Genomic DNA, 13,298 nt, shown 5'->3' on the forward strand with positions numbered 1-13,298 from the left:
ATCGCGGCGTCACCATCTCCGCGAAAGGAATCACTGTGCACGCCCTCCGCCTGCGCGCCCCGGGAACGTTCGAAAGCGTCCCAGACGCTCCCCTTCCCGCCCCGGCACTCGGCCAGGTGACCGTCCGCCTGAGCGCCGCCGCGCTCTGCGGCAGCGATCTGCCCAAGTTCCGCAGTACCGCCGATCCGCGCTCCGGGCGGATCGGGTTCCCCATCCACGAGTGCGTCGGCCACGTCCTCGACGCGGGCGGCGACGCCGGCCTGGAGCCCGGCCAGCGGGTCCTGGCCATGCCCGACGACGAATGCGGCCTCGCGGAGGTCTACCTCGCCAACCGCGACGCGACACACCCGGTCAGCGCCGGCCATCTCACCGATGCCCAGGCCACCCTGATCCAGCCGCTGGCCGCCGTGCTGTACGCCACGGCAAAACTCGGCGACGTCGCCGGGGCCCGCGTCACCGTGCTCGGCCTGGGACCGATCGGGCTCATGTGCGCCTACGTCCTGAGCCGGCGCGGCGCCCGCGTCACCGGCGTCGACCCGGTCGGGCGCAGCAAGGACATCACCACCGCCTTCGGCATCGAACACCACCTCCAGGACAGCGCCGCCGCCTGGTCCGCCAGCGCCCACGCCACCGAGCCCGTCGACATCTGCATCGAGGCCGTCGGACATCAGCAGCGCACCGTACGCGATGCCGTCGCCCTCACCAGGCACAGCGGCACCATCCTGGCCCTGGGAGTCCCGGACGACGCCGAGTACGCCTTCCCCTACGAAGCGCTGCTGCGCGGCAACATCACGCTCAAGACCAGCATTACCCCGCCCTGGCAACAGGTGTACGGCCCGGCCGAGGATTACCTCTGCGCCCATCTGGAGACGATGTCGCTCCTGCTCACCCACACCTTCCCCGTCACCGAGGCCGCCGCCTACCGCGCGTACGCACAGCCTGCCGACGACCGGCTCAAGGTGATCATCACCACCGCCGGCGGCTGGATGCCCGCTGAGGCCCGCTCATGAACAGCGCCTTGGGCCGCTTCCTGATGGTCCGCCACGGCCGCACCACCGCCAACGCCAACCGAGTCCTCATGGGAGGCACTGACGCGCCGCTGCTGCCCGCCTCCCTCGAAGAGGCCGAACAGCTCGGCCGGAACCTCGCCCTGGGTAGTACGACGGTCATCTACAGCAGCGACCAGCCCCGCGCCCTGCGCACCGCCCACCTGATCGGCGCCCCCGGCAGGCTCCGCCCGACACCCGACGAGCACCTGCGAGAGCGGCACTTCGGCCGGTACACCCTCAGCACGTTCACCGACCTTGAGCAGGAACCCGCCTGGCCGGCCGTCGACACCCACTACGACGTACGGCCCGAGGGCGGCGAGTCGCTGCGCGACGTCGAGACACGCGTCTTCACCCGCCTGCTCGACCTGCACAGCACACTGGCACCGCAGATCACGCTGACCGTGGTAGGGCACAGCACCTGCTGGCGCCTGGTCGAAGCGGTCCTCAACGGCCGCCGCCACGATCCGTTCGACGAGCCGATTCCGCCGCCGCTGACCGTCCTGGAGCATCCGCGCACCGCCCTGGAACTCCTCCGCGACCACATCTGACAATGGGGGAGGGGGCGGGCGGCCTGAGGGCCGCCCGCCCCCTCGTTCGTCCTACGCGCTCGGCCGGTGCACCGACATGCGCGGCGTCGCACCGTGCAGCACCAGGCCCGGCACCTCCTCCGCCCCGGCCACATAGGGCCCATCCCAGCCGCGCACGCCGTACGCAACCGCCGTCGCTCCGCCCCGGCGCGGCACCCCAACGGCCGTCATCCCCGCGCGCCCCGCCCCGGCCAGCTCATCCCCGCCGCCGTCACCGACGTACAGCACCCGCCCCGCCGGGACACCGAGAGCGGCCAGCACCCTCATGTACAGCGCCGGCGACGGTTTGACCGCCTGCTCACGGCAACTGAAGAACGCACTGTCGACCAGCCCGGCCAGCGCGCACCCCGGCCATGCCTCGACTGTCTCCGCTGCCGCGTCCGAGAGCACCACCACCGGCACCCCCTGGTCCCGAAGCCCGGCTAGTACAGCCAGCACACTCTCCTCGGTCCGCAGGCGGAGAGCGGCGTGCTCCCGGACGGTCAGGAGGGCCCGGTCCAGGTCAGGCTGTCGGACCCCGCACCGCCCGGCGAGGTCCCGCACGATCTCCGGGACTGATGTCAGCTCGCCCTCGTGCCGTGCCCGCCAGGACTGTGCCAGCGCGGCACGGACCTGCCCGTCCCCCACCCCGAAGGCTGCGGCCAGCCCGCCCGCGAGCCGCGCCCGCTCCGGCCCGGACGGAGCAGGCACCAGGGTGCCGAACAAGTCGAACACCACCCCGTCGAACATCACCCCGTCGAACCTCGGCTCTGCGCTCCCTGCCGCCAGCCCGCCGGTTCCGCCCCATGCATCGTTCACAGCGCCACCACCCCACGCATCGTCCTGATCAAGAGGTGACGGGGCGTCCGCCCGCCCGGCCGGCCACCGGCCGACGCACGCAGACCCCGGTCCTTCCGGTACGAGCACAGCAGCCGAGTGCCTCGCCCCGTCAGGACGCTTCCGGGTTGAACGGTGGCACGGGCCATGCGTCTGCCCACGGCAGCCTCACCAGTCGTGTTTCGGCCAAGATCGGGAAGACGCGCATGGCTCACCGCTACCTGGGGGGTCGCGGCGGGGGTACGCCCCGGGCCCATGTTCCGCAAGCTGGGCGGGCGAACTGCTGGGCATGCCACCTGCCCGGCCCCCTGGCGGTGCGCCCGGCCGTGCGCCCACGGGTGCACGGGGGCAGGAAGATTCGGGGAGATGCGGGCCGGTTCTTCGATGTCAGAGCATCGTCGCAGGTCAGATGGGGTGCCGGTTGCGGTTCGAATCCGGCTTCGGGCACCCCCCACCGCCGTCGACCCACCGGCCCGGCCCGGCACCCCCGAAACCCGCATCAGCCCACCACGCGCCGGCCCGGCCGGGCACCGGGCCCACCGACGGCCCGGGACGACCCGGGGTCGTACAGACCCGCCCCCGTCCTCATCCATCGTTCATCCCGGCGGCCGAGTACCTGACGGACCTCGTCCAGGACCGTGTCACCCGGACTGTCGAGCGCTGGTGCGCACCTGGACGAAACCGGTGGAAGCGACCAGCCCTCCCGCCCTACCGTGGAACCATCCCGCACCGTAAGGACCACGCCGTGCCCTCCGACGACACCCAGCCGCGAACCTCGGTGCGGCCGCTGTGGGCTGACCTCCCCCCGGCCGTACGCGAGTCCGCCGACGGCACACTCGGCTCCCCCGTCGTCACCACGCTGCCGCAGGCCGGTGGCTTCAGCCCCGGCCTCGCCGTCCGTGCCGTCCTCGCCGACGGCCGCCGCGCCTTCCTCAAAGGGATCAGGACGGACCACCCCGCCTACCCGATGTACGCGGACGAGGCCACCGTCAACCGCGCCATGCCGGCCTGGGCGCCGCTGCCCCGCATGCTCGACACCTGGGAGGCGGCCGGCTGGCTGCTGATGTCCTTCGAGGACATCGCCGGCGGGCACCCCGACCTCAGCCCGGGATCGGCGGACCTCCCCGCCGTCCTGCGGACCCTGGACGTGCTCCCCGAGGTGGTCAGCCCGTCACCGATCCCCGATGCGCCGGCCGTTGCCGACGAGTTGGCGGGCATGCTCCACGGCTGGCAGGCGCTCACCCGCGAGGGCGCCCCGCTCGACCCGTGGTCGACCCGGCACATCGACCGGTTGGCCGCCGTCGAGCGGGACTGGACGAAGGACTCGGCGGGAACCTGCCTGCTCCACATCGACCTGCGGGCCGACAACATGCTGATGCGGGACCCCGACACCGCCCTGGTCATCGACTGGGCGTATCTGCACCAGGGTGCCCCGTGGCTCGACCCGGCGTTCCTCGGCCCGCAGCTCATCCGGGCCGGCCACACCCCCGGGCAGGTCACCGAGCTGCTGGCCAGGGTGTCCTCCTGGCGCGCGGCGCCCCCTGCGGCGGCCCTGTCGTTCGCCGTCGCCCAGGCGGGCTACTGGGAACGCAGTTCCCGCCTGCCGGCCCCTCCCGGGGTGCCCTACCTGCGCGGCTACCAGGCCGAGATGGCCGCCGTCGGCCGGGACTGGGTGGCGTATCTCGGCGGCTGGGTCTAGCACTGCCTGACGCCATGGCGTACCCCCGTTCAGAAGCCGGCGGTACTGCCCCCGGGGGCCGGTGCTGATCTTGCCCCCTGCCCCTGAGCTGGGCCACCATGCAACCCTCCTTGGTGAACCCGGGCCCGTCAGCAGCAGACACGCGGGGCACAGCGCCGGACCACGGTGGAGGAGCCGCCCCCTCCCAACCGTCGATCGGGAACACGTGGCCCGGCCTGCCGCACCAGACGCGCGACCCGGGAAATCCACTGATCACCTTTGCCCGGCGGCACGCTGACGCCAGGCTGGGGAGCCACCGTTCCGCCCTGACCGGGCACGCAATCGGGCGTGTCCGGAGAGCGGTCGCGCTATGGCATCGCGAATGCCATACTCAGGGATATGACTGATGACACCGATTTCCTTCCTGGGGGCGGCCCCACCAGCGGCATCTCCGTGACCCTGACTGCCGGCACCCTGCAGGCGATCCGGGAACGGGTCGGTAAGCGAGGCGTCTCCGCGTATCTGGAGCGGGCGGCGCAGCGTCAGATCGAACGGGACAACCTGGATGAACTGATCTCTGCCATGGAGGAGGCCCATGGTCCTGCCGATCCGGAAGCTGTGGCCGCCAAGCGGGCCCGGCTGACCAGGGCCGTTCTCGGGGCGGACTCCGACGCCGGTGCGGCCGCATGAGTGGTGGCGCGCTGGTCCTGGACAGCGAGGGTCTGGCGAAGGCTGTGCAGCGGGACCGGGAGGTGCACGAGTGGCTGGCAGCGGCCCGTGATGCGGATCTTCCGGTCCTCACGTCGGCCGCAGTACTGGTCGAGGCCATCCACCCGCGGATCAATGAGGCTGCCCTGAGGTGGACGCTGTCCCGGCTTCGGGTGGAACCGGTCACTCAGGTCATCGCACAGAGCGCCGCTGCCCTCCTGCGGAAAGCGGGGCTGCACGGGCACAAGTACGCCATCGACGCCATGCTGTGCGCAACGGCCCTGGCACACCCGGGGCGGGTGACGATTCTGACCTCCGACGTCGAGGATCTCCGCATGCTTACGGCCGGCCACGTCCGGATGGAGGTCGAGAAGGTCTGAGCGGGTCCCGCAGGCCAGGCGGTGCGGCGGCACCTGGTGGCCCGGGTGCTGCCCGGTGGGTAGGAGCTTCCGGGATGGGTGGGCCGTAGTGTTTCGGCCAAAGCGGACGCTGCCGCCGACCGGGGGGTGATGGCCCGTCAGTGGCCGGGGTGAGCTGGGGGTTCGGGGAGTGGGGAGGCCGGTCGGGCCTTCTGCTTGTCCGGCTCCCGGCCTGGGAGCGCCGGGGCGGGGTGGTGCGGGCCGGGTCGGCGGGGTCGGAGCGTTGCCGCAGGTCGGGTGAGGTGCCGGGCGGAGTTCGAATCCGGCTTCGGGCACGGCTGCCGTTCGCGTTCGACACCGTGGGCGGGTCGCGGCCGGGTGGCATGAGAATTCTTTACCAGGGCATTACCATTGGCGTGCGGGCAGCACCGTGCCGCCCTGGGAGGAAACACATGAGGAGCAGCAACCCGGTCTTCTCGCGGCAGGGAGCCTTCACCCGCGATACCGGTTACGCCGGGTTCGGGCCGTCGCAGTCCGCCGGGCCGCAGGCCCCGCAGAACCCCTACGTCCAGAACCCGTACGCCCAGCAGCCACCGCCGCCGCAGCAGCTCTCCGAGCAGGAGCTGCGCGAGATGTACCAGGCGCCGTCCGCCGGTCCGCTGGAGACCGGGCGGATGACCATGGACGACGTGGTGGCCCGGACGGCCATGACGCTGCTCACCCTGGTCGTCGGGGGCGCGGTGGCGTGGTTCGCCATCCCGGCCGCCAATTACGGCATCGCGTTCGTGCCGGCCATCGCCGCGTTCGTGGTCGGCATGGTGATCAGCTTCCGGCGGAGCGTCAGCCCCGCGCTGATCCTGACCTACGCGGGTCTGGAGGGTGTCTTCCTCGGCACCATCACCAAGGTCTTCAACACCTACTGGCCGGGCATCGCGATCCAGGCGGTGCTGGGCACCGCCGCCGTCTTCGCCGGGATGCTGATCGCCTACCGCTCCGGGCGCATCCGGGTCACCGCGCGCTACCAGCGGATCGGTATGGCGGTGGCGGCCGGGTTCCTGCTGCTGGTGATGGTCAACCTGGTGGCCGGCCTGTTCGGCGCCGATCTGGGGCTGCGCTCCGGACCGCTGGGTGTCGTGGTGGGCATCCTCGGCGTCTGCCTGGGCGCCTTCTTCCTCTCGCTGGACTTCAACGAGATCGAGCAGGGCATCCGCGGCGGTGCCCCGGAGCGCGAGGCGTGGCGGGCGGCCTTCGGTCTGACCGTCTCGCTGGTCTGGATCTACCTGGAGATGCTGCGGCTGATCGCCATCCTGCGGGGCGACGACTGACGGCGACGACTGACGGCGGCGACTGACGGCGGCGACTGACGGCGGCGACTGACGGCGGCGACTGACGGCGGCGACTGATCTGGCGCGCGCCCGCCCGTACATACGGGGGCAGTCATACGGAGGGCCTGGGAGCCGGTGGCTCCCGGGCCCTCGTGCGTGTGGGGGACTGACCAAGCGAGTGGGGAACGGGAGTTGGGGCGGGGAGCGCTGCTCAGGCGAGCTTCCGCGCGGCCCTCCGCATGTCGTGCTCGTGCACGATGGCCTTGGCGTAGCCGTACGAGATGCCGTACTCGCGGCGGAGCCAGTCGATCTTCTCCTCGCAACGCACGAGGCCGGGCCCTTCGTCGACGGCTTTCAGCCAGTCACCGATTTCACGGCCGGTGACCGCCGGGATCCTGGAGAGGAGGTTCTGGTGGGTCGCTGCGGAGTACATCAGGGACATAAGCGCCTCCGGTAGAGCGTTCCGTTCTCCTACCGTGCCTGAGGTCGTAACCCTTGGCAACACTCGCCGTCGGGGCGGTGGGCGGAAAGGGACGGACGGTCCTCGTTGCCGCCTCCCTACCCACCCCCCGCGCGGTTGACGCCTGGAAGCGGAGGGAGTCCGGTCGATTGCCCGGTTACGCTCCCTCCATGCCCGATCCCGTTCCCCTTCTCACCGCAGTCGACCGGCTGGCCGATCGTTTCCGCTCCATGCCGCAGAGCAGGCTGCTCGCCCCCGTACCGGGCCACCCCTCGCGGGCCACAGCGGCGCTGGCGCTGGCCCGTCGGCTGGCGGCGGACGCACAGGCCGTGGAGCAGGACGGCGCCGGGCTGCTCCGCGCGCTGCCGGACGCCGGGCCCTTCGCGGCGGGCGACCAGCTCGCGGTGGCCGGCCACGACCTGGCGGTGGCGCTGGCCGGACTGCCCGGCGACGCACCGGTCACCACGCGCGAGGGCGCCCGCGCCGCCGCGTCCGGCGTCCTGGCGGACGCGGTCGCGGCGGTGGGCGCCCTGGCGAAACTGGTCTGAGCCGATCGGACCGTCTGAGCCGGTCGGACTGTCTGAGCCGGCCCGACCGTCTGAGCCGGCTCCGACTACCTCAGAGGCTGGCCACCACCCGGTCCGCGAGGACGTACACGGTGCCCTCGCCGGTGGCGAAGGTCAGCGAGTACGAGCCGGAGAAGCGCGAGCCGCCGAGCAGCCGCACCTCGTCACCGCAGCGCACCGCCTCGATCAGCCGCTCCGCCGCCTCCCGGTCGCCGGGGGCCACGCACAGCGTGGTGCCGTCCGCGAAGGCGTAGACATCCAGGGTGCCCAGCGGGCCGGGGCGGACGTCGGTGAGCGCGGTGCCCTCGCCGGCGAGCCGGTTGAGGGTGCTGTCGGTCCACTCGCGGGACGGCGCCTGGGAGGGCACGAAGTCCGGGTGGGAGGGGTGGCGGCGCGGGTCCGGGGCGGGCTCCGCCTGCACCTCCAGGTCGGCGGGGGCGCCGGCGGCGCTCTGCACCGGGTGGCCGGTACGCATCCCGTTGCCCTCCGCGATCAGCTCCTCCAGTGCCGAGCGCAGCGCGTCCGCGAACTCCGGGTCCATCCGCTCGGTGGCGGTACGGGGGAAGTCCTCCGCGCTCTCCGGGGCGTCCTGCGGGCCGGTCGGCCGGGGGAAGTACAGCGGCCAGCCGTCCACCGGGTCGGCGCCGTGGAACGGCTGGTCGAACAGTGGGCCGTCCTCCGCCGACCGGGCCTCCTGCTCCGCCCAGAAGGCCCGCGCCTCGGCGATCTCCCGCTCCCGGTCCTCGGCCAGCGCCTCGGCCACCGCCCGCCGGATCACGGCGTCGTCCACGGTCGCGGCCGGCGCCTGGGTGGCGTCCAGGCGGCGGGTCAGGCCGCGTACATGGACCAGCACTCCTGCGGTGAGGACCAGCAGGAGCAGCAGCAAGGCGGTGTACACGGCGTTCACGGAACGTACTCCTCGCACGGAGCTGAACGGGGGATCACCCACCACAGTGCCGCATGTGTGCGCGTGACGGCAGGGTAAGGAGTCACCTTCGTGAGTGAGCTGTGACCTTGTCCACGTCCGGACGGCCGGGGATGGTATACGCTCCGCAGCCGATCGGCTTCTGCCGGTGGATCGAAAAGCGTCGAAACCATAGGAAGAGGGCTGGATCACCATCTCCATGTGATCCAGCCCTCAAACACGAACCGTCACTCCGAACGGGTGATTCCGCAGCCCCGATCCGGCCCCGAATCCGGCGCGCCCGGCCCCCAATCCGGCGCGCCCGCCCCCGAATCCGGCCCCGCTCGGCTCAGCTCAGCCGCTCGAGCACCATCGCCATGCCCTGCCCGCCGCCCACGCACATGGTCTCCAGGCCGAACTGCTTGTCGTGCCACTGGAGCGAGTTGATCAGCGTGGTGGTGATCCGGGCGCCGGTCATCCCGAAGGGGTGGCCGACCGCGATGGCCCCGCCGTTGACGTTCAGCCGGTCCAGGTCGACGCCCAGCTCCCGGTACGAGGGGATGACCTGGGCGGCGAACGCCTCGTTCAGCTCCACCAGGTCGATGTCCCCGATGGTCATCCCGGCCCGCCGCAGCGCCTGCCGGGACGCCTCCACCGGGCCGAAGCCCATGATCTCCGGCGAGAGGCCGGAGACCCCGGTGGAGACCACCCGGGCCAGCGGGGTGATGCCCAGCTCCCGGGCCTTGGTGTCGGACATCACCACCAGCGCGGCGGCGCCGTCGTTCAGCGGGCAGCAGTTGCCGGCCGTCACCGTGCCGTCCGGGCGGAAGACCGGCTTGAGCCCGGAGACGCCCTCCAGGGTGACCCCGGCGCGCGGCCCGTCGTCGGCGCCGACCACGGTGCCGTCCGGGGTGGTGACCGGGGTGATCTCCCGGGCCCAGAAGCCGTCCGCGATGGCCTTCTCGGCCAGGTTCTGCGAGCGGACGCCGAACTCGTCCTGCTCGGCCCGGGTGATCCCCTTCAGTCGGGCCAGGTTCTCGGCGGTCTGGCCCATCGGGATGTACATGTCCGGCAGCAGGCCGTCCTCGCGCGGGTCGTGCCAGCTGTCGGCGCCCTCGGCGGCGCGCTGCGCGGTACGGGACCCGGCCTCCTCGAAGACCGGGTTGCGGGTGCCCGCGATGCCGTCCGAGGTGCCCCGGGCGTAGCGGGAGACCATCTCCACGCCCGCCGAGATGAAGACGTCGCCCTCGCCGGCCCGGATGGCGTGCAGCGCCATCCGGGTCGTCTGGAGCGAGGAGGCGCAGTAGCGGGTGATGGTGCAGCCCGGCAGGTGGTCCATGCCGAGCCGTACCGCGACGACCCGACCCAGGTTGTGGCCCTGCTCGCCGCCCGGCTGGCCGCAGCCCAGCATCAGGTCGTCGATGTCGCGCGGGTCCAGCTCCGGCACCTTGTCCAGGGCGGCGCGCACGATGTCGGCGGTCAGGTCGTCCGCGCGGACGTCCTTGAGCGAGCCCTTGACGGCCCGGCCGATCGGCGAACGGGCGGCGCTGACGATGACGGCTTCGGGCACGGTGACTCCTCGACGAGCGTACGGGCGGTTCCGCCGCAAGCTACCGGTTGGTATTGCGGTCGTCACCCAGCGCGGCGTGTGAGCTGGGCGACGTTCCGTCCGCCGGGGCGGGCCCGGCGGTGGGCGGCGGCACCGGCAGCCGGTGCCGTCTGCGGTTCCTGAGCAGCGCCCAGTGGCCCAGCGGAACGCTGTGCGAGCCGCCCCGGACGGCCGCCGCGACCTCCGTACCGGCCCGGCCCGCCGCCTCGGCCGCGGCCACCGCCACCGGCAGCACCACCTCGCCGCGCGACACGTCCGGCCGCTCCTCCTCCGGCCACAGTCCCAGGGTCGCGCAGAGCGACGGCAGTACGGCCATCGCGGCGGTGGCGTAGCCCTGCGCGGAGGGGTGGTAGCGGTCGGCGGCGAACAGCTCCCGGCGGGTGGCGAACTCCGGGCCGAGCAGCGAGCCCAGCGACACGCTGCGTGCCCCGGCCTCCACCACCGCTATGGTCTGCGCCGCCGCCAGCTGGCGGCTCAGCCGCCGGGCGACCCAGCGCAGCGGCGGCCGTACCGGCTCGATGGTGCCCAGGTCGGGACAGGTGGCGACCACCACCTCGCAGCCGGCCGCGCGCAGCCGGCGCACCGCCTCGCCGAGCAGCCGGACGGATTCCACCAGCGGCATCCGATGGGTCACGTCATTGGCGCCGATGATGATCACCGCCACATCGGGGACGGTCTCCAGCGCCAGGTCCACCTGCCGTTCCAGGTCGCTGGACCGGGCACCGGACAGCGCCACGTTCACCAGCCGCACCCGTCGCTCCGCGACCGACGCCAGCCCGGCCGCCAGCAGCGCGCCCGGTGTCTCATGGCCGCGCAGCACGCCGAGCCCGGCCGCCGTGGAGTCCCCGAGGAACGCCAGCACCAGCGGCGGCGAGGCCGCCCCGGGGCCGTCCGCGAACGCCCCGCCGTAGACGCCGTCCGCCTTGGGCGGCTCACCGCCGAGCGCCCCCACCGCCCGCTCCGCGAACTTGACCTCGGTGACCAGCAGCCCGACCACCCCGACGCCCAGCAGCCCGATCCCGCCGCCGCCGTAGGCGGCAGCCGCCGCGATCCGCCGCGCCACCCGTGCCCGCGACATCCATCGACCCCCTCACCCTGCTAGCGGCCCGATCTCTCACAGCCTGCATACCCAGCGCTGCCGCCGACTACCGTCCGTACGGCCGGTGATCACCCGGCGTGGCCCGGACCTCGGCGTATCGCTGTCCGCCCCTCTACGCTGACCGATACAGAAACCCTGCACCGCAACTCTGTGTGCAGGTGTTCCACGACTCGGGAGGATCCCCGTGCGGTACCACGATTCGATCATCGAGCTGGTCGGCGACACGCCCCTGGTGAAGCTCAACCGCGTCACCGAGGGCATCAGCGCCACCGTGCTGGCCAAGGTCGAGTACTTCAACCCCGGTGGCTCGGTGAAGGACCGCATCGCCATGCGGATGATCGAGGCGGCCGAGGCGTCGGGGGCGCTGCGGCCCGGCGGCACCATCGTCGAGCCCACGTCCGGCAACACCGGGATCGGCCTGGCCATCGTGGCGCAGCAGAAGGGGTACCACTGCATCTTCGTCTGCCCGGACAAGGTCTCGGCCGACAAGATCAACACGCTGCGGGCGTACGGCGCCGAGGTGGTGGTCTGCCCGACCGCCGTCGCCCCCGAGCACCCCGACTCGTACTACAACGTCTCCGACCGCCTGGTCCGGGAGACGCCCGGCGCCTGGAAGCCCGACCAGTACTCCAACCCGGAGAACCCCGCCTCGCACTACCACTCCACCGGCCCCGAGCTGTGGCAGCAGACCGACGGCCGGATCACCCACTTCGTGGCCGGCGTCGGCACCGGCGGCACCATCTCCGGCACCGGCCGCTACCTCAAGGAGGTCTCCGAGGGCCGGGTGCGGGTGGTCGGCGCCGACCCGGAGGGCTCGGTGTACTCCGGCGGCAGCGGCCGCCCGTACCTGGTCGAGGGCGTCGGCGAGGACTTCTGGCCGACCGCGTACGACCGCGGCGTCGCGGACGAGATCGTCGCCGTCTCCGACAAGGACTCCTTCCGGATGACCCGGCGCCTCGCCAAGGAGGAGGGGCTGCTGGTCGGCGGCTCCTGCGGCATGGCCGTGGTCGCCGCGCTGGAGGTCGCCCGCCGGCTCGGTCCGGACGACGTGGTCGTGGTGCTGCTGCCGGACGGCGGCCGGGGCTACCTCTCGAAGATCTTCAACGACGAGTGGATGGCGGACTACGGCTTCCTCTCCTCGCCCACCGAGGAGGCCACCGTGGCCGACGTCCTCGCCCGCAAGGACGCGGTGGAGCACGGCGGCATCCCGCAGTTCGTGCACATGCACCCCAGCGAGACCGTGGGCGAGGCGGTTCAGGTGCTGCGCGAGTACGGCGTCTCCCAGATGCCGGTGGTCTCGCCCGGCGCCGGGCACCCCGATGTGATGGCCGGTGAGGTGATCGGCTCGGTGGTGGAGCGGGAGCTGCTGGACGGCCTCTTCGCGCAGCGGGTGCAGTTGGGCGACCCGCTGGAGAAGCACATGTCGGTGCCGCTGCCGGTGGTCGGCTCCGGCGAGTCCGTCACCCGGCTGATGGGGGTGCTGGAACGGGCGGACGCCGCCGTGGTGCTGGTCGACGGTAAGCCGCAGGGCATCGTCACCCGGCAGGACCTGCTGGCCTTCATGGCCGACCGTGCACACTGATCGGCCGTCGGGCGCACACGACTTCGCCCCGGAAGTGGTACACCGGCGACATGTGTACGCAGCATGCGCTTAACACGGGACCGTCATCGTAGGGAGCACGGCAACACGCCGAACAGAGCACGGTGGCGGTGGCTGGCGGGAGCGGCTCCCCGGCAGTGCGGCCACCGGCGGGACGCGCCGGCCGGCCCTGACCCGGCCAGCCGCGTCCGTTCGCGGGGGGCGCCGTCGTCCCGCCCCTGGTGGTCCCGACCGACCACCGGGGTGCGGCGGCCCCCGCGGACACCAGCGCACCGCGAGGTGCGCCTCCGTCCCTCCCGGGTGGGGGAGCGGCACGGAGCACAGCAGGGCCGGTCCCGACCCGGGACCGGCCCTGCTGCGCGCCCACCGGCCGGGCAGCCCCCGTCAGGGGCGCGAGCAACCCCACCAAACCCGCACCAAGCCCCCGTGCCCAGCCCGGCACCCCCGTCAGGGGCGCGAGGAACTGCGCGAACAACCCCACCAAACCCGCACCAAGCCCCCGTGCCCAGCCCGGCACCCCCTTCAGGGGCGCGGGGAA

General features: G+C 72.6%; 13 protein-coding genes. 8 read left to right on the top strand and 5 right to left on the bottom strand.

Going from position 1 to position 13,298, the window contains the following annotated elements; translation table 11 throughout:
• Nucleotides 1-116 precede the first annotated feature (116 nt).
• Together ACIQGZ_RS05045 and ACIQGZ_RS05050 are read left to right on the top strand one after the other, a co-directional pair.
• Nucleotides 117-1,010, top strand: a complete 894-nt coding sequence (locus tag ACIQGZ_RS05045) for a zinc-binding dehydrogenase (protein ID WP_402599428.1) — start codon at nt 117-119, stop codon at nt 1,008-1,010.
• Nucleotides 1,007-1,597 carry a histidine phosphatase family protein gene (locus ACIQGZ_RS05050; protein ID WP_402599429.1) on the top strand — a complete coding sequence of 197 codons (591 nt, stop codon included), beginning with the start codon at nt 1,007-1,009 and terminating at the stop codon, nt 1,595-1,597. The genes ACIQGZ_RS05045 and ACIQGZ_RS05050 overlap by 4 nt, the downstream gene beginning before the upstream one ends.
• A gap of 51 nt (nt 1,598-1,648) precedes the next feature.
• Here the strand turns inward: ACIQGZ_RS05050 and ACIQGZ_RS05055 are convergent, their stop codons facing one another.
• Nucleotides 1,649-2,434: an HAD family hydrolase gene (locus ACIQGZ_RS05055; protein WP_402599430.1), complete on the bottom strand. Its 786-nt coding sequence runs from the start codon at nt 2,432-2,434 to the stop codon at nt 1,649-1,651.
• Nucleotides 2,435-3,197: 763 nt separating this feature from the next.
• Here ACIQGZ_RS05055 and ACIQGZ_RS05060 point away from each other — a divergent pair.
• From ACIQGZ_RS05060 to ACIQGZ_RS05075, 4 genes are all read left to right on the top strand, one after another.
• On the top strand, nt 3,198-4,151 hold the full coding sequence (locus ACIQGZ_RS05060) for a phosphotransferase (protein ID WP_402599431.1): 954 nt from the start codon (nt 3,198-3,200) through the stop codon (nt 4,149-4,151).
• 378 nt (nt 4,152-4,529) lie between these two features.
• Nucleotides 4,530-4,820, top strand: coding sequence for a hypothetical protein (locus ACIQGZ_RS05065; protein WP_402599432.1), 291 nt, complete (start codon nt 4,530-4,532; stop codon nt 4,818-4,820).
• The gene (locus ACIQGZ_RS05070) at nt 4,817-5,218 is read left to right on the top strand and encodes a type II toxin-antitoxin system VapC family toxin (protein WP_402599433.1); all 402 of its coding nucleotides are present in this window, start codon (nt 4,817-4,819) and stop codon (nt 5,216-5,218) included. Before ACIQGZ_RS05065 ends, ACIQGZ_RS05070 begins: the two co-directional genes overlap by 4 nt.
• 431 nt (nt 5,219-5,649) lie before the next feature.
• A complete protein-coding gene (locus ACIQGZ_RS05075; protein WP_402599434.1) occupies nt 5,650-6,522 on the top strand; it encodes a Bax inhibitor-1/YccA family protein in 873 nt (290 codons plus the stop codon).
• Between the two features lie 211 nt (nt 6,523-6,733).
• On the opposite strand, the gene ACIQGZ_RS05080 is transcribed toward ACIQGZ_RS05075, so the two are convergent.
• Nucleotides 6,734-6,964, bottom strand: coding sequence for a DUF4287 domain-containing protein (locus ACIQGZ_RS05080; RefSeq protein ID WP_402599435.1), 231 nt, complete (start codon nt 6,962-6,964; stop codon nt 6,734-6,736).
• A gap of 188 nt (nt 6,965-7,152) precedes the next feature.
• Here ACIQGZ_RS05080 and ACIQGZ_RS05085 point away from each other — a divergent pair, with 188 nt between their 5' ends.
• Nucleotides 7,153-7,530, top strand: a complete 378-nt coding sequence (locus tag ACIQGZ_RS05085; RefSeq protein WP_402599436.1) for a hypothetical protein — start codon at nt 7,153-7,155, stop codon at nt 7,528-7,530.
• 70 nt (nt 7,531-7,600) lie between these two features.
• Here ACIQGZ_RS05085 and ACIQGZ_RS05090 read toward each other — a convergent pair whose 3' ends face one another.
• The 3 genes from ACIQGZ_RS05090 to ACIQGZ_RS05100 form a co-directional block, all read right to left on the bottom strand.
• Nucleotides 7,601-8,455 (bottom strand): hypothetical protein, encoded by an 855-nt coding sequence (locus tag ACIQGZ_RS05090; protein WP_402599437.1) that lies wholly within the window; start codon nt 8,453-8,455, stop codon nt 7,601-7,603.
• Nucleotides 8,456-8,801: 346 nt separating this feature from the next.
• The gene (locus tag ACIQGZ_RS05095) at nt 8,802-10,022 is read right to left on the bottom strand and encodes an acetyl-CoA C-acetyltransferase (protein ID WP_402599438.1); all 1,221 of its coding nucleotides are present in this window, start codon (nt 10,020-10,022) and stop codon (nt 8,802-8,804) included.
• A 40-nt stretch (nt 10,023-10,062) separates the two neighbouring features.
• A complete protein-coding gene (locus ACIQGZ_RS05100; protein WP_402599439.1) occupies nt 10,063-11,139 on the bottom strand; it encodes an SGNH/GDSL hydrolase family protein in 1,077 nt (358 codons plus the stop codon).
• Nucleotides 11,140-11,344: 205 nt separating this feature from the next.
• Between ACIQGZ_RS05100 and ACIQGZ_RS05105 the strand changes: the two genes are divergently transcribed.
• Nucleotides 11,345-12,742 (top strand): cystathionine beta-synthase, encoded by a 1,398-nt coding sequence (locus ACIQGZ_RS05105; protein ID WP_402599440.1) that lies wholly within the window; start codon nt 11,345-11,347, stop codon nt 12,740-12,742.
• The last annotated feature ends 556 nt before the right edge of the window (nt 12,743-13,298 follow it).

Origin of the sequence: Streptomyces sp. NPDC092296 (assembly GCF_044755465.1) — a bacterium.
Lineage (GTDB): Bacteria > Actinomycetota > Actinomycetes > Streptomycetales > Streptomycetaceae > Peterkaempfera.